This is a genomic window from Bradyrhizobium sp. LM2.9 (genome assembly GCF_054056555.1).
Window position 1 is genome coordinate 650677 of record NZ_JBSRYJ010000002.1, and the last position, 20263, is coordinate 670939.

The following is a 20263-nucleotide window of genomic DNA, read 5'->3' on the forward strand; positions in this document are numbered from 1 at the left end:
CCGCCCTTTTCTATTTGCCCCGGGGGGTCCGATTGCCATCAGGCTTTCCTGCGCTCGCGAGAGACAAGGTCCGGTCTTCTTGCTAGGTTCGGCGGGATGAGCCTTTCCCTCCACCCCGATACCCCGCAAGCACGGGCGCTGCCGACTGCGGCGCCGGCTGGCGTCGCGTCCGGCACGACGCCAGGGCAGGGGATCAGGACCCGGCTCTTCACCAAATATGTCGCGCTGTTCGTGGCTGTCGTCGCCATCGCGCTGCTGGCCAACGGCCTGTTCGAGGTCTTCTTCTATTATCGCGAGCACAAGGCCGCGCTGATCCGGGTTCAGCATGAACAGGCCGAGGCGGCTGCGGCCAAGATCGGTCAGTTCGTCAAGGAGATCGAGAGCCAGCTCGGCTGGACCACGCAGCTGCCCTGGTCGGCGAGCTCGATCGAGCAGCGCCGGTTCGACGCGCTACGGCTGCTGCGCCAGGTGCCCGCCATCACCGAGCTCGCCCAGATCGATGCGACCGGCAGGGAGCGGTTGCGGGTCTCGCGGCTCGCCATGGACGCGATCGACAGCGGGATCGACCTGTCGGACGATCCGAAGTTCACCGAGGCGGTCGCGCACAAGGTTTTTTACGGCCCGGTCTATTTCCGCAGGGAGTCCGAGCCGTACATGACGCTGGCGCAGGCCGGGTCGCGCAAGGATGCGGGCGTTAGCGTCGCGGAGGTCAATCTCAAGCTGATCTGGGACGTCGTGTCCCAGATCAAGGTCGGCGAGCACGGACACGCCTACGTGGTCGGTCCGGAGGGACGCCTGATCGCGCACCCCGATATCAGCCTGGTCCTGCGCAACACCGACATGTCTGGTCTCGCGCAGGTGCGCGCCGCGCTGGCCGGGGGCGGCGCCACGCTTGATGCGCTTTCCGAAGCGCGTAATATCCAAGGACAGAAAGTGCTGACCGCGTCGGCTCCGATCGCGCCGCTGCACTGGACCATGTTCGTCGAGATGCCGGTCGAGGAAGCCTATGCGGCGCTCTATGCTGCGTTGGAACGGCTTGCCTTCGTGCTGCTCGCGGCGTCGATCTTCGCGGTGCTCGCCGGGATATTCCTGGCGCGTCGCATGGTCGGGCCGATCCAGGCGCTGCGGAGCGGCGCCGAGCGCATCGGCGGCGGCGATTTCTCCCAGCGGATCTCGATCAGGACCGGCGACGAGCTCGAGGGGCTCGCGGACCAGTTCAACCACATGGGCGAGCGCCTGCAGGAATCCTATGCGGATTTGGAAAAAAAGGTCGAGGTGAGAACGGCTGAGTTGACCGAGTCGCTCGAGCAACAGACCGCTACGTCGGAAGTGTTGCAGGTCATCAGTTCGTCTCCTGGCGAACTCACACCGGTGTTCCACAAGATGCTCGAGAATACCACACGCGTCTGTGGCGCGAGTTTCGGCGTAATGAATCTGTGGAATAGCGAGAGTTTCACGATTGTTGCGGATTACAATGTGCCGCCTGCGTTCGCGGATTCGCGAAAAGACCTGCCGATCCGTCCTCATCCGGAGAGCGCACTTGCTGTGGTCGTCAGGACACGCCGGGTTGTCCATGTTCATGATGTGCAGGAAACTCCGGCCTATCTTGCTGGAGGTCCGACCATTCGTGGAATCTCCGACGTGGCCGGCGCCCGCACGATCGTCATAGTGCCCATGATCAGGGAAAACGAGCTGATCGGAACGCTCGCAGTTTATCGCAAGGAGGTCCGGCCGTTTACCGATAAGCAAATCGCATTGGTTGAGAATTTCACGAAGCAAGCCGTCATCGCTATCGAGAACACGCGACTGCTGAACGAGTTGCGCAAGCGTACGACGGAGCTGTCGCAATCCCTCGAAGATCTGCGCGCCGCGCAGGACCGCCTGGTCCAAACCGAGAAGCTGGCGTCCCTCGGTCAGCTCACGGCGGGGATCGCGCATGAGATCAAGAATCCGCTCAATTTCGTCAACAATTTCTCGTCGGTGTCGACGGAGTTGATCGACGAGCTCAACGAGGCCCTGCAAACGGCCTCGCTCGAAGGCAAGACCAAGGAAGAGGTCGAAGAGCTGACCGGCATGCTCAAGAGCAATCTCGAAAAGGTGGTGCAGCACGGCAAGCGCGCCGACTCCATTGTCAGGAACATGCTTCTGCATTCGCGCGAGGGGTCCGGCGAGCATCGCCCCAGCGATATCAACGCGATCGTGGAAGAGAGCCTCAATCTCGCTTATCATGGCGCGCGTGCCGAAAGACCCGCCTTCAACGTCACGATCGAGCGCGGCTTCGACCCCGCGGCGGGCATGGTCGATATTTATCCGCAGGAAATCACTCGCGTCTTCCTCAATCTGATCTCGAACGGCTTCTACGCCACAGCAAAGCGCAAGGAGAGCGCCACAGACGCCTTCGAGCCTACCTTGCGCGCGGAAACGAAAAATATCGGCGATAAGCTCGAGATACGTATTCGCGACAATGGCACCGGGATTCCGTCCGAGGTGAAGGAGAAGATGTTCAATCCCTTCTTTACCACCAAGCCGGCCGGAGAGGGCACCGGGCTCGGCCTTTCCATGAGCCATGACATCGTCGTGAATCAGCACGGCGGTACCATCGACGTGAACACCGAGCCCGGTGTATTCACCGAGTTCATCATCACCCTGCCGCGCATGATGGCGGCGGGCGACACTTCCGGAGGCAAGTCTTGAACGTTTACATCCTGGTCGTCGATGACGAGCCCGACGTCGAAACGCTGTTCCGGCAGCAGTTCCGGCGCGACCTGCGCGCCGGCCGCTTCCAGATGGAATTCGCGCCGTCCGCGCCCGATGCGCTGAAGCTCGCCGCCGAGGTTCGCGATCCCTCGTTGATCCTGATCCTGTCAGACATCAACATGCCCGGCATGAGCGGGCTCGACATGCTGCCGAAGGTGCGTGACGCGCATCCTGACGTTCCCGTCATCATGATCACCGCGTATGGCGATGCAGAGACGCGCCGGAAGGCGATCGAGCGCGGCGCGGTCGGACTTCTCACCAAGCCGATCGATTTCGCGCTGCTGCGGCAGGAAATCGACACGAGGCTCGAGCAAGCCGCATGACCGCGACCATCCTCTTCGTCGACGACGAGCCGGATCTCGAGGCATTGGTCCTGCAAAAATTCCGCAGGCAGATTCGCGATGGGCTGGTGACCATCATGTTCGCGCGCGACGGCCTCGAGGCGCTGCAGTCGCTCGAGCAGAATCCGCATGTCGACATGGTCGTCTCCGACATCAACATGCCGCGGATGGACGGGCTGTCGCTGCTGGCGAAGCTCCAGGAAGCCGAAGACAAGAAGTCCACCATCATCGTGTCGGCCTATGGCGACATGAGCAATATCCGCACTGCGATGAACCGCGGTGCGTTCGACTTCCTGACCAAACCGATCGACTTCGCCGACCTGGAGATGACGATCCAGAAGACCATCCGCCACATCGAAATGCTGCGTGAGGTGCGAGGCCGCCAGGCGGAGGCGGAGCGCGCCCACGCCGCGCTGTCGCGTCATTTCTCGCCCGAGCTCGCCAAGCGTCTCGCGGCAGGGAGCGAAGGTAAGGGAATCGAAGTACAGTGGCGCGATGTAGCGACCATCTTCACCGACATTACCGGCTTCACCTCGCTGGTCGAGAGTGCGCCACCGGAGACGCTGGGCGCGCTTCTCAACGAATATGTCGGCGGGATGACCGAGGTCGTTTTCGCCCAAGAGGGGACAGTTGCCAAGATCATCGGCGATGCGATCCAGGTGCTCTTCAACGCGCCCGGCGATCAGCCCGATTATGTGACACGCGCAGTCGCCTGCGCGCACGGTCTCGACGCCTGGGCGGAGGATTTTTCCGCACGCTGGAAGACGAGAGGCGTGAATTTCGGCACCACCCGTATCGGCGTTCACGCCGGGCCGGCCCTGGTCGGCAATTTCGGCGGCAACCGGTTCTTCGACTACACCGCGTACGGCGACTCCATCAACATCGCGGCGCGGCTGGAAGCCGCAAACAAGCATCTGGGCACACGGATTTGCGTCAGTGCCAGCGTCGCCAAGGCGGCTGAGAATTTTCAAGGCCGTCCCGTCGGCGAGCTGTTGCTGCGCGGACGCAGCGAGCCGTTGCGCGCGTTCGAGCCGCTGGCGCAGGCCCAATTCGCTGCGCCGGAAACGGCGCTGTATTCCGAGGCTTTTGCCAAGATGGAGGCCGGTGACGGCGCCGCCATGCCGGCTTTTGCCGCGCTGGTCGGAATGCATGCCGACGACTCCCTCGCCGGCTTTCACCTGAAGCGCCTGCTCAACGGCGCCAAGGGTATTCGTATGCAACTGGAATAGGAGTCCGACATGACACGCGAATTCTCCGCCGGCAATTACCGCTTTATCCCGTCCGTGTTCCAGTATTCAGCCGGTGCGGCCGCGGATGACGGCTATGAGATCGAGCGCGTCCGCTTCGACCGCCCGGTGCCGCTCGCGGAAGGGTTTGCGCTTGCGGCGAAATACATCCAGGAGGCGGGGCGGCCACTGACGGCGTTCTGCGCCTGTGAGCTGCGCTCACCGGCGGCCTTCAGCGAGGACGGTTTTCGCGCGTTCAACCTGCATTATGTTAAGACGCTGTCCGAATGGGGCATCTTCGACGGCACCACGAATCCGGTGGCGCGCAGCAATGTCTGTCCCGAGATCGATCCGCCGGCCGAGCCGTCGTTCTATGCGTTCTCCTTCACGCGGCCGACGAGCTCGAGGACGCCGAGCTTCGTGATCGCCGGCGGCGCCGAAGCGCGCGAGGGTAGCGGATCCTATGTCGAGCGTACCGTGCGCTACCGCGACCTCAGCCCGGAGGGCCTTCGCGAGAAGGTCCGCTTCACGACGACCTCGCAGATGGAGAACCGGATGACGGCCTTCGGCTTCGGCTGGAAGGACACGACCGGCGTGCAGGCCTATTCCGTGCACGACTTCCACCACGCGCTGGTCGACGAGCTGGTCCGCCGCGGCGCGCTGCGCTCCGGCCTGTCCTGGCACTATGCCCGGCCGCCGGTGGTCGATCTCGAATACGAGATGGATTGCCGCCGGGTGATGCGGGAGATGGTGATCTAGCGCTGGCGCGGATCGAGCGCGTCGCGCAGGCCGTCGCCGAGCAGGTTCAGCGACAGCACCACGAGGAAGATCGCAAGCCCCGGCCAGATCGCCATCCAGGGCGCCTGGGTCAGGAAGCGCTGTGCCGCATTGAGCATGCTGCCCCAGGACGGCGCGGGTGGCTGCTGGCCGAGGCCGAGGAAGGACAGCGCTGCTTCGGCGATGATGGCGGCGGCGATCGACAGTGTCGCCTGCACCAGAAGCGGGGGCAGGATGTTCGGCAGGATATGCGAAAATGCGATCCGCCACGGCGGATTGCCGAGCGCGCGAGCCGCCTCGACATAATCCTCGGCCTTGACGTTCAACACCAGCCCGCGGGTCAGGCGGATGAAGATCGGGGTGGCTGAGATACCGATCGCGATCATGGCGTTGCCGAGGCTCGGACCGAGGAACGCGGCGAGTGCGATCGCCAGGATCAGGAACGGGCAGGCCAGCATCGCGTCGGTGATCCGGCTGATCAGCGCATCGACAAAACCGCCACGATAGCCGGCGAGCAGGCCGAGCGGCACGCCGATGCCGAGCGCAATCGTAACCGAGATCAGGCCCGCGAGCAGCGATGCGCGCGCGCCGTAGACGACACGGCTCAGGATATCGCGGCCGAGCTCGTCGGTGCCGAACCAGTGCGCCGCAGTGGGCGGCTTGCGCACCAGGCTCCAGCTCGTCGCTATGGGATCATAGGGTACGACGAGTGGCGCAAGCAGCGCGAAGCCGATGAACAAGGTGATCACGACAAGTCCAAATATTGCCGCCTTGCGCTTGAACAGCCGCCGCCGCGCGCGGCGCGCCGGGCTGTCCAGCTCGTAGGCCTGGATGGTGGGACTTGCAGATAGCGCAGCGTCGGTCATCGCCTAGCCCCTTAGCCGCGGATTGACGAGGACATAGGCGACGTCGGCAACGAGGTTGAGGGTAATGTAAACCGTCGCCGTGACCAGCACCACACCCTGCACCACCGCATAGTCGCGGTTGAACACCGCGTCCACGATCAGCTTACCGAAGCCGGGAATGGAGAAAATCTGTTCGGTCAGCACGGCGCCTGACAGCAATGTGCCGAGCTCGAGCGCGCCGAGCGTGATGATAGGCGTCAGCGCATTGCGCATGGCGTGCTTGAGGATGACCGAACGTTCCGACAGTCCCTTCGCGCGCGCGGTGCGGACATAATCGCTTTCCAGCACCTGGAGCATGGCGCTGCGGGGTATGCCGCATCAAAACCGCGGAAATCGCATTGCCGAGTACGAAGGCGGGCATGATCGTGGCAGCCAGACTCGCGCGCCAATTTTCGGTGAGCGGCACGTAACCCGACGCCGGCAGCCAGCCAAGTTCGATCGAAAACAGGAAGATCAGCATGATGCCGAGCCAGAAATTCGGCGTCGAGATGCCCCATAGCGCGAACAAATTCGCGCCATAGTCCCAGGCGGTACCCTTCTTAACGGCGGAGACGATGCCGGCGGGAATGCCGATGAAGAACGCGATCAGGATCGCCATCGATCCGAGCTGGAGCGTCACCGGCAGCTTCTGCGCGATCAGCTCGCGCACCGGCATCTTGTTGCGCAGGGACTCGCCGAAATCGCCTGATAGAACGCCCTTGAGCCAATAGACGTACTGTACCGGGATCGGCTTATCGAGCTTATACTGCTGCCGGATCTGTTCGATCACGGCGGGATCTCGCTCCTCGCCGGCCATCACCAGCGCGGGATCGCCCGGTAGCAACTGCTGGAGTGAGAAGATCAGGACCGACACGAAGAACAGCGTCGGGATGATCTGCGCGATGCGGTGGGCGAGGAAGTTCAGCATGGTTCGGATCGCGTTCTGGAGGCGGCCTCGATCACTTGAACTTCAACCCGACCACCCGCACCAGCCCGTCGGGCATCTGCTTGTAGCCCTGCAGCTTGGTCGTATGCGCGATCAGGAGCGTGCGGTGATAGATGTAGATGATGGGCAGATCGTCGAGCAGGATTTTCGCCAGCTTTTGGTAGATCGCCTTGCGCTCCTCGACATTGGACGTCATCCGTCCATCTTCCATCAGCTTGTCGGCATCCGGGTTTGCGTACACGCCGTCATTCTGCGCCGCCTTGCTGCGCATGAAGATGTAGGAATTGCCGTCGGGATCGATGCGGCCGCTCCAGTTGATCTGGAAAACCTGGAACTCGCCGGCCTGGGCCTGCTTGAAGGTCGTCGCGAATTCGACGGCGCGGATCTTGATGTCGAAGCCCGCTTCCGCGGCCATCGACTGGACCACCTGGGCGACGGCTTCATTCTCCGCGCCCTTGGGGATCATGTAATCCACGGTTACGGGCAGCGTGACCCCGGCTTCCTTCAATAGCGCTTTCGCCTTCGCGATGTCACGGCCGTGGACCGGGAACGCCTTCTGGTAATAGGGATGTGTCGGGCTGACCCATTGATTGCCCGGCGTGAACTCGCCGTTGAAGACGACCTGATTGAGGGCTTCGCGGTCGATGGAAAGGTCGAGCGCCTGGCGGACTTTGGCCGACTGGCTCAGCGGCCCCTTGGTCTTGTCGTTACCGATGTTGACGGTTAGGCCGAGATAGCCGAGCTCGGGCGCCGTCGACAGCACCAGCCGGGAATCGGCGCGCACGTCCTTGATATCGGTGGCGAGCACGCGCTCGATCAAATCGAGTCCGCCGGACTTCAGATTGGCGAGGCGGACGGTGGCATCGACGATCGGCAGGAATACGACCCGGTCGATATGGATGTTGTCCTTGTTCCAGTAATCGGCAAATTTTTCGAACACCATGCGGTCCTGCTGGACGCGCTCGACAAATTTGTAAGGTCCTGCGCAGACCGGATGCAGGCCGAACTTGTCGCCGGCCTCCTTCGCCGCCTTCGGCGACACCATCATGCCGGAGCGGTCGGTGAGCTGGGCAATCAGCGGCGAGTAGGGGGTCTTGAGCACCAGCTTGATGGTCAGGGGATCGACGACCTCGACATGGTCGACGCTGGCAAGCTCGGGCTTCCGGAACGAGGTCGGCAGCGTCATATGACGCTCGATCGAGAACTTTGCGGCCTCCGCGTCCAGCGGCTCGCCGTCATGAAACTTGACGTTGGGTCGGAGCTTGATCGTCATCTCCTTGCCGTCGGCCGAGGTCTCGTGTGACAGCGCGAGCTGCGGCACGATGTTCAGCTTCTCGTCGATGTCGAACAACTTGTCGCAGAAGGCGGAGAATACGATGCGGGGCCGACATAGGTGCGGCCGACACTGGGGTCGAGAATGTCGGGGTCCTCGGCGATGCCGATGCGAAGCGTGGTCTGGCCCTGGGCGCCGCCCACGAGCGACGTCAGCAATGCCGACGTCAGGATCGCCAAACGCATGAAACTCATCGCTCTCACCCTCTGTTTGACGGCTAGGCCGGGTCGGTCCTCAATGAACTAACCCCGCCGGCGCGTGCTGCTTCCGGGCCGCCGCTGAAGGCGGCGACCAATTTTTCAAGAACCGGCGAGAAGCCGCCGTTGGACGGGACGATCGCCTCGGACGACGGCAGTTCCGACGTTCGGTGGCACGCCGTTGCATGTCCGATGCCATCCGGCAGCAGCTGAGGCATTTCGCTGCGGCAGCGCTCGACCACATAGGGGCAGCGGGTGTGGAAGCGGCATCCCGGCGGCGGATTCAGCGCGCTGGGGATCTCTCCCTGAAGCACGATCCGGCTGCGCTTTGCCCGCGGTTTAGGCACGGGGATCGCGGACAATAGCGCCCGACTATAGGGATGGCGGGGTGCGGCGAACAGCGCGTCCGCCGCCGCCGTCTCGACGATCTGGCCGAGATTCATCACCGCCACATGGTCGGCGATGTGCTTGACCACGGCGAGATCATGCGAGACGAAAATGTAGGCGAGGCCGAGCCGGTCCTGGAGTTCGCGCAGCAGATTGAGGATCTGCGAGCGAATCGAGACATCGAGCGCCGAGACCGGCTCATCACAGATGATCAGTTTTGGCTCGACCGCGAGCGCGCGGGCAATCGCGATGCGCTGTCGCTGGCCGCCGGAGAATTCGTGCGGGTAACGCCGGGCCAGCCGCGGCTCCAGCCCGACCAGCCGCAAGATCTCCTCGACGCGCTCGCGCCGCTGTGCCGCCGGCACGAGATCATGCAGCGCCAGCGGCTCGGTCAGGATCTGGCCGACCGTCATGCGTGGGTTGAGCGAGGCGTAGGGATCCTGGAAAATGATCTGCGCCTCGCGGCGGAAGGCGCGCAGCGCGCCGGCGTCAAGGGAGAGGAGATCGCGGCCTTCGAAACGGATTGTGCCTGCATCCGGCTCGATCAGCCGCAGCACCAAGCGGCTGACGGTGGATTTGCCGCAGCCGGATTCGCCGACCAGCGCCAGCGTCTTGCCGGCCTCCAGCGAGAAGGAAACGCCGTCAACCGCTTTGACATGCGCCAGCGCCCGGCCGAACAGCGAGCGCTCGGCGACGAAATGCTTGACCAGGCCTTCGACCTCGAGCAGCGCCATCAGGACACCAGGCGTTCGAGCGGCGCGCGGATACAGCGCGAGAGGTGGCCGGGGCTCGCTTCGACGAGCGGCGGCGGTGCCTTGGTGCAGGCGTCCAGCACGAAAGGGCAGCGCGCGGCGAAACGACAGCCCGCGGGGGGGTGCATCATGTTCGGGACCATGCCCTCGATCGTGGCAAGCTGTTCGGCGCGATGGTCCAGCCGCGGGATCGAGCCGAGCAGGCCGACGGTGTAGGGATGCTGCGGCGCCGAGAACAATTCGTCGACCGGCGCGCGTTCGACGATCTCGCCGGCATACATGACGGCGACTTCGTCGCAGACTTCGGCGACGACGCCGAGATCGTGGGTGATCAGGATGATCGCGGCGCCGCTCGCCGCCTTCAATTCCCGCATCAACTCGAGGATCTGCGCCTGCAAGGTGACGTCGAGCGCGGTGGTCGGTTCGTCCGCGATCAGCAGCCGCGGGTCGCAGGCGAGCGCCATCGCGATCATGACGCGTTGGCGCATGCCGCCGGAGAGCTTGTGCGGATATTCGTCGATCCGCCGCTCGGGCGAGGGAATGTGAACGCGACGCAGCAGTTCGATTGTCCGGTCGCGCGCGCTGCGGCGTGAGCCGCCGCGGTGGCGCAGAATCGTCTCGATGATCTGGTCGCCGATGGTGAAGCTCGGATTGAGCGAGGTCATCGGCTCCTGAAAGATCATCGCGAGCCGGTTGCCGCGGAGGTCCCGCAATATCTGGTCTGGTGCCTGCAACAGATCGAAGCCGTCAAAACGGATCGCGCCTGAGATCTCCGCGCTCTGTTTCGGCAGCAGGCCCATGATCGCCAGCGAGGTCACGCTCTTGCCGCAGCCGGATTCGCCGACGAGGCCGAGCGTCGCGCCATTGGCGACGCTGAGATCGACGCTGTCGACCGCGTGGGTGATGCGGCCGTCGTCGCCGTGAAAACGGATGCGGAGATCCCTGATCTCGATGAGGGGGCTCGCGTTCATGACCGTTTTGCGCGCGCTGCGGCGATGCTGGCGTCGATGACGCTGCGATCGGTGTTGCCTGCCGGGTTCTGCCGCGTTGGCATCGAGTCGCGAAAGTGAACCCACAGCTCCTGGCTGACTTGTTCGAGCCGTTCGAGTTCGCCGAGCGGATCGGGATGATCGTCGGCACGTATGTCTAGGACCGGCCATTCCTCCTCGCCATGGATCAGGAGCGCCGCGGACTGCTTGCCGCGTTTGTCCCCGCCGGCGGCCTCGCCCGCGCGCATCGCGGCGAGCAAGCGGCGCGGGAAGGGCAGGCTGTCATTGGCGATGTAGGTTCTTGCGGTCTCGTCGAGCACGTCGGCGCCCGTGAGCATGTTGCCAGCGATCGAAAAGCCGCTGCCCGCGATGTGCCCGTGCCAGTCGACGCAGTCGCGCCCGGTATGCGCCGCGATCTCGCCGCTCGCATCCATGATGTGGATCTGGCGGCTCTCGCGGCCATCGTCGGTCGCGAGCAGGGCGGCCAGCACGTCGTGCGTGTTGAGACCCTCGCGCAGCAGCTTGACGCCGTCGATGCCGTAATAGGGATTGACGAAGGCCTGCGTCGCGATGGCGCCGAGACCGGCAGCGATATAAGGGACACGCGCGCCGACGGCGAAGAAGCGCGTGGCAACGGCGATGCCGAACTGGCCGGTGGCAGAATCTCGCGCGATGATCGACCAGGTCATATGTTGCCTTTAGCGCCCTGCGGCGTAGCCCTGCATGCCGCGCGGATTGGCGGCGGCGCGCCGTCGTACACCGACGCGCGAGGCCGCAGTGAGGCGGCCTTCCGACCAGTCCGATCCGACCTCGACGATATGTCCGCGCTCGCGAAGATTCTCGATCGTCGCCTTCGGCACGCGGTTCTCGACCACGAGCACGCCGGGGCGCGCGGTGCGCGGCCAGAACGAGATCGGAAAGTGCTCGGAATGCCAGGCCGGCGCATCGATTGCTTCCTGGAGATTGAGGTTGCAATGGACGTGCCGCAGGAAAAACTGCGTGATCCACTGATCCTGCTGGTCGCCGCCGGGCGAGCCCCAAGCCAGGTAAGGCTCGCCGTCACGCAATGCCATGGTGGGTGAGAGTGTGGTGCGCGGTCGCTTGCCGGGCGCGAGCGCCGCGGGGTGATCCTCCTCCAGCCAGAACATCTGGGCGCGGCTGCCGAGGCAGAAGCCGAGTTCCGGAATGATCGGAGAGGATTGCAGCCAGCCGCCCGACGGCGTCGACGACACCATGTTGCCAGCCTTGTCGATGATGTCGAAATGCACGGTGTCGCCGCGCACCTCGCCGAAACGTCCCACCGTCGGCTCGCCGGCGCCGAGCGCGCCGACCGCCTCGCGCTGCCCCTCGGCACGGCGCAGCTTGACCACGCCGCCAAAGCCCTCGATCGAGCCGGGGAGGAAGTCGAGCGAAGCCTTGTCGGTGACGAGCTTGCGTCGTTCGTCGTTATAGGCGTCCGACAACAGCGTCGCGATCGGGATATCGCTGAACTTGGGGTCGCCGTAGAATTTCTCGCGGTCGGCAAAGGCGAGCTTGGCGCATTCGATCTGGAGATGGATGAATTCCGGACCGGTCGGATCGAGCCCGTCAAGCGCAAAGCCCTTCAGCAGCGCGAGTTGCTGCAGCGTCACCGGGCCCTGGCTCCAGACGCCGGCCTTGCAGACAGTGTAGCGGCCGTAGTCGTAGGTCAGCGGCGCCTCGACCGTCGGCTGCCAGCGCGCCATGTCGTCGGCCGATAGCACGCCGCGATGCGGCGAGCCGCTGACGTCCATCACCTCCTGGGTGCGGCAGAATTTGTCGATGGCTTCCGCCACAAAGCCATGCGACCACGCCTTTCGCGCGCGCTCGATCTCCGCTTCGCGGTCGCCGCCGCCGCTTTCGGCTTCGCTCAGAATCCGTGCGTAGGTCGCCGCAAGTGTCTTGTTGGTGAAGAGTGTGCCGGGTTTTGGCACTTCGCCGTTCGGGAGATAGACGGCGGCCGACGTCGGCCAGTGCTTGCGGAACAATTGCTCGACAATCTGGATCGTGGCGCAGGCGCGCTCGACCAGAGGATAGCCGTCGCGCGCATAAGAGATCGCAGGCTCCAGCACGTCGCGCACGCGCATCGTCCCATAGTCACGCAGCAGCATCATCCAGGATTCGAAGGTGCCGGGGACGCAGGCCGCGAGCAGGCCGGTGCCGGGCACCATGTCGAGGCCTTCGCTCTTGTAATGCGCGATGGTGGCGCGGGCCGGTGCCGGACCCTGGCCGCAGATCACCTCGGTGCGGCCGCGCTTGACGTCGTGCACGATGATCGGCACGTCGCCGCCGGGACCGTTCAGATGCGGCTCGAGCACCTGGAGCGTGAAAGCGGTGGCGACGCCGGCGTCGAAGGCGTTGCCGCCTTTTTCCAGGATGGCCATGCCGATGGCGGTCGCGATCCAGTGTGTGGTCGCGACGACCCCGAATGTGCCCTCGATCTCGGGGCGTGTCGTGAAGGGATCGGGATTGACGATGCTGGCCATGGACTACCTCATTTGCTGCGCGCGCAATTGATCACAGGGCCAGGCCGCCGCCAAATGCGCAGGCTGCATGGCACGCGCGCGTCACGCCGGGACCGAAGCGGTGTTGACGGCGTGGCAGGCGACCCCGTCGATCAGTTCCGGGGCCTCCTTGCGACAGAGATCGAACGCCAGCGGGCAACGGGGGTTGAAGGCGCAGCCGGGGGGCGGGTTGATCGGGTTCGGGATCTCGCCCTTCACCGGAATGCGCTGGCGGCCGCTCATGGCGAGATCAGGCACGGCACCCAGCAGCATCTTGGTGTAGGGCATGCGTGGACGGGCGAACAGCTCGCGCCCCTCTGCGATCTCGACGATGCGTCCGAGATACATCACGCCGACGCGGCTCGCCATGTGGCGGACCACGGCGAGGTTGTGGCTGATGAACATGTAGGTCAGGCCGAACTTGTCCTGGAGGTCGCGCATCAGGTTCAGGATCTGCGCCTGCACGGAGACGTCGAGCGCCGAGGTCGGCTCGTCGCAGACGATGAACTCCGCGTCGGAGGCGAGTGCCCGCGCGATCGCGATGCGCTGGCGCTGGCCGCCCGAGAATTCGTGCGGAAACTTCAATCTGTCGTCGGGATGCAGGCCGACAAGGCTGAGAAGCTCTCCGACGCGCGCCTGGATGTCGCGCTCGCCCTGGATCAGGTCGAAAGCGCGGATCGGCTCGGAGATGATGGCGTCGACCCGGAAGCGCGGGTTCAGGCTCGCATAGGGATCCTGAAAGATCATCTGGATGCGGCGGCGCAGCTTTCGCCGAGCCGGCGCCTGCCGCGGGTCGGTCATCGAGACGCCGTCGATCAGGACGTTGCCGGAGCTCGGCGGCAGCAGGCCGACGACCATCCGCGCCACCGTGGTCTTGCCCGAGCCGGACTCTCCGACCAGTGCAAAAGTCTCGCCCTTCCTGATGTCGAAGGTGACGCCGTCGACGGCCTTGAGATATTCGAGATGGCCGCCCTCGAGCACGCGGTTGAGCCAGGGCTTCGAGACGTCGAAGACGCGCCGCAAACTCGTGGCCTGGACGAAGGGAGTGCTCATGCAGCGCTCTCCGCCGGCACGTTGTCATAGAGGTGGCAGGCGACAGATTGCGTGCCGCGCGGCAGCGGCTCCGGCCTCTCCACGCGACATCGATCGAATGCGAATGCGCAGCGTGGATTGAACGAGCAGCCGCGCGGGATCGCCGACAGGCGCGGCATGGAGCCGGGGATCTGCACCAGGCGCTTGTCGTCGCCGGCAAGCGTCGGGATCGCGCCCATCAGGCCCTTGGCATAGGGATGCAGCGGATTTCTCACGACGTCCTGCACCGGGCCGATCTCGGCGACGCGGCCGGCATACATCACTGCGACACGGTCGGACGCCTCCGCGATGACGCCCATGTCGTGGGTCACCAGCATCACGGCGGTGCCGTGGTCGCGTCCGAGGCGCTTGATGAGCGAGATGATCTGCGCCTGCACGGAGACGTCGAGGGCGGTGGTCGGCTCGTCCGCGATGATCAGCTCCGGCTCGGCGCAAATCGCCAGCGCAATCACCACCCGCTGGCGCATGCCGCCGGAGAATTCGTGGGGATAGCCGTCGATGCGCTTTTCGGGCGCTGGGATTCCGACTTCGGCGAGCAGGTCGATGGCGCGGCGGCGTGCGGCGGACTCGGACAGGTTCAGATGGGTTTTGATCGTCTCGATGAGCTGGTCGCCGACGCGGTAGAGCGGATTGAGCGATGTGAGCGGGTCCTGGAAGATCATGCCGATCCGTTTTCCCCTGATACGGCGCAGCTCTTCTGGCGGCAGATTGTCGATGCGCAGGCCCGCAAGACGAATCTCGCCGCCGGCGATGCGGCCGGGCGGATCGATCAGGCCGATCACAGACAAGCCCGTGACGGACTTGCCGGCGCCGGATTCGCCGACCACGCCCAGCACCTCGCCCTTGGCGATATCGAAGGAGACGCCGTCGATGGCGCGTAGCGTGCCGCGGCGGGAGGCGAACTCCACCTGAAGATTGCGCACGGAGAGGATGGGTTCGGTCATGAGCGAGACGCTCTCATCCAAGTATTGCTCATCCAAATCTTGCTCATCAAAGTTTTGCTCATCGGAGCTTCGGGTTGAGCGCGTCGCGCAGCCAGTCGCCGAGCAGGTTGATCGACAGGATCAAGGCAGCGAGCGCGATACCGGGAAAGGCCACGATCCACCATTCGGCCCGCGAACAGGTAGTTGTTGCCGATGCGAATCAACGTGCCGAGCGAGGGCATTGTGTCGGGCAGGCCGACGCCAAGGAAGGACAGTGTCGCCTCGGTAATGATGGCGAGCGCGAGGTTGATCGTGGCGATGACCAGGATCGGACCCATCGTGTTCGGCAGCACATGGCGGAACATGATCTTTGGTGCGGGAAGGCCGATCAATTGCGCGGCAGCCACGTAATCCTTGTTCTTCTCGACCATCACGGAACCGCGCACCGTCCGGGCGTACCCGACCCAGAAACTCAGGCCGATCGAGATCACCAGCACGACCAGCATGCTGGTTGCATCCAGCCGGTTGCCGAGGATCGATTTCGCGATGCCGTTGACCAGCAGCGCGATCAGGATGGCGGGGAAAGTGAGTTGTACGTCGGCGATCCGCATGATCACGCCGTCGACCGCGCCCCCGAAATAGCCGGCGATCAGACCGAGCGCGATTCCGAGCGCGCCGGCGAAGATTACGCCGGCCACGCCGACGGCGAGCGAGATGCGCAGCCCGTAGAGAATGGCGGAGAACACGTCGCGGCCCTGCTCGTCGGTGCCGAGCAGGAACGGGCTCTGGCCGTCGGCGGTCCAGAGCGGTGAGATCCGGGAATTCATCAATTGGAGCTGCGCGGGATCGAACGGGTCCTGCACCGCGAGCGCGGAGGCAAAGATTGCGAGCAGGAAGAACAGCACGGTAATGGCCGCCGCCACCATGGTCAGCTTGGAGCGGCGAAACGAATAGAGGATGTCGCTGTCGAGTGCACGGCTGAGCCAGCTACGGGCAGCATGCGTCCGCAGCGTGCTCGGCTTGTCGGGATTGGAGGCGACCACTTCGGACATGCGGACTGCCTTATGTGGCACGGCCGACGGTCGCGCGCAGGCGCGGATCGACGACCGTGTAGAGGATGTCGACCACCAGATTGATGGTGACGAAGATCAGCGAGACCATCAGCAGGTAGGCGGCCATAATCGGGATATCGACGTTTTGCACGGCCTGCACGAACAGAAGTCCCATGCCGGGCCATTGGAACACGGTTTCGGTGATGATCGAAAATGCAATAACCGAGCCAAACTGCAGTCCGGCTACCGTGATCACGGGAATCAGAGTGTTCTTCAGCGCGTGGCCGAAATGAATGGCACGGGTTGTCAGCCCGCGGGCGCGGGCAAAACGAATATAATCGGTCCGAAGCACTTCGAGCATCTCCGCGCGCACCAGCCGCATGATCAGGGTCATCTGGAACAGGCCGAGCGTGATCGAGGGCATGATCAGCGCCTTCAGGCCCGACAATGTGAGCAAGCCCGTGGTCCACCAGCCCAGCTTGACGACCTCGCCGCGGCCGAACGAGGGCAACCAACCCAACGTCACCGCGAACAGATAGATCAGAAGGATGCCGATCAGGAACGTCGGCAGCGAGATGCCGATCAGCGAAACCGCCTGGAATAATTTGGCGAGCACGGTGTCGCGCCTGAGCGCAGAATAGACGCCCATCAGGATGCCGGATACCATTGCAAATACGGTCGCGCAGATCGCAAGTTCCAGGGTGGCGGGCATACGCTCCATCAACAGCGTCGAGACCGGCTGGCGGAACTGATAGGAGACGCCGAACTTGAATTGCGCGGCATCGGCGAAATAGCGCACGAACTGCACCGGCACGGGATCATCGAGGCCCAGCGATTTGCGCACGGCTGCGCGTTCGGCCGCCGGCGTATCGAGCGAGACGATCTGGTTGATGGGGTCGCCGGCGAAGCGGAACATCGAGAACGCGATGATGCCGACGGCGAACATGACGCCGATCGCCTGAACGGCGCGGCGAAGAGTGAAAGCGAGCATGCCTTCCACTTTCCTTGAGTGTGCGTCTGGCCGACGTCTTTGTCGGCCGGAAAAAGAAAGGTCCCGGTAGCCTGACGCTGCCGGGACCTCGTGTTCGACTGACGCTATTCCTTCTTGGTCGCCCAGTGGAACATGACCAGATTGTCGGCGCGCTGCGGCAGGTTGACCTTTTTCGATACGCCCCAGGCCAGCGCCTGCTGGTGCAGCGGAATATAGGCCCAGTCCTTGATGCTGATCTCATACGCCTGCTTGATCAGCTGATTGCGTTTGGTGGTGTCGGTTTCGACCAGCACCTTGTCGGTGATGGCGTCGAATTCCTTGTTGCAATAGCCACCAAGATTGGCTTCGCCCCGCGAGGATTTCGCATCGTCGCGGCATCCCATGATGTCGTTCAGCACATTGTGGGAATCCATCGTGCTCGGCGTCCAGCCCAGCATGAAGAACGAGGTCTGGTAACCACCCTGCTTCAGCACCTTGGCGAAGTACTGTGCCTTGGGCTGTGCCAGCAGATTGATCTTGACGCCGATGCGGGCAAGCATGCCGACGACGGCCTGGCAGATCGCGGCATCGTTGACGTAGCGGTCGTTCGGACAATCCATCGTGACCTCGAAGCCGTCGGGGTAGCCGGCCTCGGTCAGGAGTTTCTTGGCGCCGTCAGGATCGAATTTTGGCCGCGTGAACTCCTTGGACAGTGCGAACAGTTCGGGCGCGATCATCAGTGCCGACGGTGTCGACAGTCCCCGCATCACGCGCGTCTTGATCAGCTCGATATCGATCGCCTTGTAGAACGCCTCCCGGACCTTGACGTCCTTGAACGGGTTCTTGCCCTTGATGTTGGAATAGAGCAGCTCGTCGCGAACCGTGTCGAATCCGATGAAGATGGTGCGAAGCTCCGGCGCCTTCAGCACCTGGGCATTCGGGCTCGCATCGACGCGGGCAATGTCCTGGATCGGCACCGGCTCGATGACGTCGACCTCGCCCGAAAGCAGCGCAGCGACGCGGGTGGCGTCGGAGGCGATCGGGGTGAAGATGATCTCCTTCAGGTTGCCTTCCATCTTGCCCCAGTAATTGGGGTTGGCCTTGAACACGGTCTTCACGCCGGGCTGATGGCTCTCGATGATGAAGGGACCGGTACCGTTCTCGTGCAGCGAGGCGTAGCTCGGCGAGGTCGCGGACACCGGGGTCGGCTCGACGGCCTTGTTCTCCTCAGCCCACTTCTTGTCCATGATGTACCAGACGTCCCACGCCGAATGCAGGATGGGATTGGGCGAGGGCAGGACGAAATCGACCGTGTAGTCGTCGACTTTGACGACCTTGACGTCAGGCGCCAGGCGGGTCTGCATGTTCGAGTTTTTGTTTCGGACACGATCGGCGGAGAACAGCACGTCGTCGGCGGTGAAGGGGTCGCCGTTGTGGAATTTTACGCCCTTTCGCAAATGGAAGCGCCACCGGGTCGGCTCCGGAGTTTCCCAGCTCTCCGCCAGCGCCGGAATGATCTTGAGGTCCTTGTCGCGCGCGGTGAGGCCCTGATAGACGTGACCGAGATGGGCGTGGGTGGTGGACTCGTTCAGCGAGTAGGGATCAAGCGACTTCAGGTCGCCCTGGTTGGCATAGCGCAGCGTCTGGCTCGACGCTGGCGACATCGTCAACGCAAGCATACCGGCGAGCGTCGCCGCAAACAGAGTTCGACCGACTGACATTCTTGACCCTCTCAACTCTGCCGCGCCGTGATTTTTGATTGTTCGGCGGGCGTCCCAATCCATGTTGCCCAGAGTTCTCGACCCGTGCAAGCGCCATTGCAGCAAGGAACGCGCCAAGTTGCACCGCTGTGCAGCAATGCTGACCGACAATCGGGGGACGAGGGGCCGATTTTGATTGACCATATCCATCGAACGCGGAAGCCGGCGCCTAGCCGCTTGCCTCAGGTCGCTTGCGTTGCACACCGTGTCGCGGCGATACTATATGAAGCCGCTCGAATCTCATCTGGAGGGGATATGAAAGTTAATATCGAAATCGACTGCACCCCCCTGGAAGCCCGTCAGTTCTTCGGACTACCCGACGTGATGCCGATGCAGGCCGCGGTGATGGACAAGTTGCAGCAGCAGATGATGTCCAACATCGATAAGGTTTCGCCGGAATCGCTGATCCAGAGCTGGTTCACCTTCGATCCCAAGATCGCGGAGCGGTTTCAGGACATGTTCGTCACCATGGCCGGTCTCGGCGGCACGCGCAGCAGCGACAAGAAGAAATAATGCCGCCCGTCCCGGACGGGCCGCAGTCCTCCGGCCGGCTTCATCCGCCGGGCCTTGGTCTGCTGCTCGCCGAAGCTCGTGGGTTATTCGAATTCAATGCCAGCCTGCTGTTGTCGCCGGTTCTGATGCGTGCGCCGAAAGGCGATGGCCATCCAGTACTGGCGCTGCCGGGCTTTCTCGCCAGCGACCTCTCGATGGCGCCGATGCGGCGCTATCTCGGTGCGCTCGGCTATGAGGCACATGCCTGGCGGATGGGGCGCAACCTCGGCGGGCTGGGACGGATGCGGGATTTGCTGCGCGCCCGTCTCGCTGAAATCCATGCTGCGAGCGGACGCAAGGTCAGTCTGGTCGGATGGAGTCTCGGCGGCGTCTATGCGCGCGATCTCGCGCTCCTGAGGCGCCCGACATGGTCCGCAATGTCATCACGCTCGGCAGCCCTTTTGCCAATGACATACGAGCGACCAATGCGACGCGGCTCTACGAGATGATGTCCGGCGAACGGGTGGAGGATTTCGCCGAGCTGCGCGAGGCGATCACCGGCGATCTGCCGGTGCCGGCAACCTCGGTCTATTCGCGTGCCGACGGCATCGTGAACTGGCGGACCTGCCTGCTACGTCCCTCCGACCGCGCCGAGAACATCGAGGTGCACCTGGCGAGCCATATCGGGCTCGGGGTGAATCCCGCAGCGCTTTGGGTCGTGGCGGACCGTCTTGCGCAACCGGAGGGGGAGTTCTCGCCATTTGACCGGGCAGGGCCGTTTGCCATTGCATATGCCCCGCCGGAACAGGCAGTATCGGCCTGACGAGAAGTGCCGCTAAGGCGCCCGTCAAATACTCGGGAGG

General features: G+C 63.8%; 14 protein-coding genes and 4 pseudogenes. 6 read left to right on the forward strand and 12 right to left on the reverse strand.

Annotated elements, in window-relative coordinates; genetic code table 11:
• Positions 1 to 96: 96 nt before the first annotated feature.
• Genes ACVWW3_RS04610 through cnbZ form a run of 4 tightly spaced genes read left to right on the forward strand, consistent with a single transcriptional unit; the run spans position 97 to position 5083 of the window.
• On the forward strand, positions 97 to 2694 hold the full coding sequence (locus ACVWW3_RS04610; protein ID WP_456650786.1) for an ATP-binding protein: 2598 nt from the start codon (positions 97 to 99) through the stop codon (positions 2692 to 2694).
• The gene (locus ACVWW3_RS04615; protein ID WP_247349687.1) at positions 2691 to 3080 is read left to right on the forward strand and encodes a response regulator; all 390 of its coding nucleotides are present in this window, start codon (positions 2691 to 2693) and stop codon (positions 3078 to 3080) included. Before ACVWW3_RS04610 ends, ACVWW3_RS04615 begins: the two co-directional genes overlap by 4 nt.
• On the forward strand, positions 3077 to 4327 hold the full coding sequence (locus tag ACVWW3_RS04620; RefSeq protein WP_456650785.1) for an adenylate/guanylate cyclase domain-containing protein: 1251 nt from the start codon (positions 3077 to 3079) through the stop codon (positions 4325 to 4327). The genes ACVWW3_RS04615 and ACVWW3_RS04620 overlap by 4 nt, the downstream gene beginning before the upstream one ends.
• Positions 4328 to 4336: 9 nt before the next feature.
• Positions 4337 to 5083 (forward strand): 2-amino-5-chloromuconate deaminase CnbZ, encoded by a 747-nt coding sequence (gene cnbZ, locus ACVWW3_RS04625; RefSeq protein WP_247441380.1) that lies wholly within the window; start codon positions 4337 to 4339, stop codon positions 5081 to 5083.
• Here cnbZ and ACVWW3_RS04630 read toward each other — a convergent pair.
• From ACVWW3_RS04630 to ACVWW3_RS04685, 12 genes and pseudogenes are all read right to left on the reverse strand, one after another.
• Positions 5080 to 5967 carry an ABC transporter permease gene (locus ACVWW3_RS04630; RefSeq protein WP_456650784.1) on the reverse strand — a complete coding sequence of 296 codons (888 nt, stop codon included), beginning with the start codon at positions 5965 to 5967 and terminating at the stop codon, positions 5080 to 5082. The two genes, cnbZ and ACVWW3_RS04630, sit on opposite strands and share 4 nt — an antisense overlap.
• Before the next feature lie 3 nt (positions 5968 to 5970).
• A pseudogene (locus tag ACVWW3_RS04635) lies at positions 5971 to 6913 on the reverse strand (ABC transporter permease).
• 31 nt (positions 6914 to 6944) lie between these two features.
• A pseudogene (locus ACVWW3_RS04640) lies at positions 6945 to 8458 on the reverse strand (ABC transporter substrate-binding protein).
• A gap of 23 nt (positions 8459 to 8481) precedes the next feature.
• Positions 8482 to 9582, reverse strand: coding sequence for an ABC transporter ATP-binding protein (locus ACVWW3_RS04645; RefSeq protein ID WP_456650782.1), 1101 nt, complete (start codon positions 9580 to 9582; stop codon positions 8482 to 8484).
• Positions 9582 to 10571: an ABC transporter ATP-binding protein gene (locus tag ACVWW3_RS04650; RefSeq protein ID WP_456650781.1), complete on the reverse strand. Its 990-nt coding sequence runs from the start codon at positions 10569 to 10571 to the stop codon at positions 9582 to 9584. The genes ACVWW3_RS04645 and ACVWW3_RS04650 overlap by 1 nt, the downstream gene beginning before the upstream one ends.
• The gene (locus ACVWW3_RS04655; RefSeq protein WP_456650780.1) at positions 10568 to 11278 is read right to left on the reverse strand and encodes a DUF1028 domain-containing protein; all 711 of its coding nucleotides are present in this window, start codon (positions 11276 to 11278) and stop codon (positions 10568 to 10570) included. The genes ACVWW3_RS04650 and ACVWW3_RS04655 overlap by 4 nt, the downstream gene beginning before the upstream one ends.
• 9 nt (positions 11279 to 11287) lie before the next feature.
• Positions 11288 to 13093, reverse strand: coding sequence for a gamma-glutamyltransferase family protein (locus tag ACVWW3_RS04660; RefSeq protein WP_456650779.1), 1806 nt, complete (start codon positions 13091 to 13093; stop codon positions 11288 to 11290).
• Positions 13094 to 13174: 81 nt separating this feature from the next.
• A complete protein-coding gene (locus ACVWW3_RS04665) occupies positions 13175 to 14164 on the reverse strand; it encodes an ABC transporter ATP-binding protein (RefSeq protein ID WP_247349702.1) in 990 nt (329 codons plus the stop codon).
• Entirely contained in the window at positions 14161 to 15147 is a 987-nt protein-coding gene (locus tag ACVWW3_RS04670) for an ABC transporter ATP-binding protein (protein WP_456650778.1), read from the reverse strand. The genes ACVWW3_RS04665 and ACVWW3_RS04670 overlap by 4 nt, the downstream gene beginning before the upstream one ends.
• A gap of 58 nt (positions 15148 to 15205) precedes the next feature.
• Positions 15206 to 16178 (reverse strand): annotated as a pseudogene (locus tag ACVWW3_RS04675) (ABC transporter permease).
• A gap of 10 nt (positions 16179 to 16188) precedes the next feature.
• Positions 16189 to 17169 carry an ABC transporter permease gene (locus ACVWW3_RS04680; protein ID WP_247349705.1) on the reverse strand — a complete coding sequence of 327 codons (981 nt, stop codon included), beginning with the start codon at positions 17167 to 17169 and terminating at the stop codon, positions 16189 to 16191.
• A gap of 104 nt (positions 17170 to 17273) precedes the next feature.
• Positions 17274 to 18869 (reverse strand): ABC transporter substrate-binding protein, encoded by a 1596-nt coding sequence (locus ACVWW3_RS04685; RefSeq protein ID WP_247349706.1) that lies wholly within the window; start codon positions 18867 to 18869, stop codon positions 17274 to 17276.
• 294 nt (positions 18870 to 19163) lie between these two features.
• Here ACVWW3_RS04685 and ACVWW3_RS04690 point away from each other — a divergent pair, with 294 nt between their 5' ends.
• Both ACVWW3_RS04690 and ACVWW3_RS04695 read left to right on the forward strand, forming a co-directional pair.
• Positions 19164 to 19421, forward strand: a complete 258-nt coding sequence (locus ACVWW3_RS04690) for a DUF6489 family protein (protein ID WP_247441401.1) — start codon at positions 19164 to 19166, stop codon at positions 19419 to 19421.
• Positions 19421 to 20223: pseudogene (locus tag ACVWW3_RS04695) on the forward strand (esterase/lipase family protein). Before ACVWW3_RS04690 ends, ACVWW3_RS04695 begins: the two are co-directional and overlap by 1 nt.
• The last annotated feature ends 40 nt before the right edge of the window (positions 20224 to 20263 follow it).

Coding starts and splice junctions, on each gene's coding strand:
- ACVWW3_RS04645 (WP_456650782.1), bottom strand. CDS start 9,582: ATGGCGCTGCTCGAGGTCGAAGGCCTGGTCAAGCATTTCGTCGCCGAG.
- ACVWW3_RS04610 (WP_456650786.1), top strand. CDS start 97: ATGAGCCTTTCCCTCCACCCCGATACCCCGCAAGCACGGGCGCTGCCG.
- ACVWW3_RS04680 (WP_247349705.1), bottom strand. CDS start 17,169: ATGCTCGCTTTCACTCTTCGCCGCGCCGTTCAGGCGATCGGCGTCATG.
- ACVWW3_RS04660 (WP_456650779.1), bottom strand. CDS start 13,093: ATGGCCAGCATCGTCAATCCCGATCCCTTCACGACACGCCCCGAGATC.
- cnbZ (WP_247441380.1), top strand. CDS start 4,337: ATGACACGCGAATTCTCCGCCGGCAATTACCGCTTTATCCCGTCCGTG.
- ACVWW3_RS04665 (WP_247349702.1), bottom strand. CDS start 14,164: ATGAGCACTCCCTTCGTCCAGGCCACGAGTTTGCGGCGCGTCTTCGAC.
- ACVWW3_RS04650 (WP_456650781.1), bottom strand. CDS start 10,571: ATGAACGCGAGCCCCCTCATCGAGATCAGGGATCTCCGCATCCGTTTT.
- ACVWW3_RS04670 (WP_456650778.1), bottom strand. CDS start 15,147: ATGACCGAACCCATCCTCTCCGTGCGCAATCTTCAGGTGGAGTTCGCC.
- ACVWW3_RS04690 (WP_247441401.1), top strand. CDS start 19,164: ATGAAAGTTAATATCGAAATCGACTGCACCCCCCTGGAAGCCCGTCAG.
- ACVWW3_RS04685 (WP_247349706.1), bottom strand. CDS start 18,869: ATGTCAGTCGGTCGAACTCTGTTTGCGGCGACGCTCGCCGGTATGCTT.
- ACVWW3_RS04630 (WP_456650784.1), bottom strand. CDS start 5,967: ATGACCGACGCTGCGCTATCTGCAAGTCCCACCATCCAGGCCTACGAG.
- ACVWW3_RS04620 (WP_456650785.1), top strand. CDS start 3,077: ATGACCGCGACCATCCTCTTCGTCGACGACGAGCCGGATCTCGAGGCA.
- ACVWW3_RS04655 (WP_456650780.1), bottom strand. CDS start 11,278: ATGACCTGGTCGATCATCGCGCGAGATTCTGCCACCGGCCAGTTCGGC.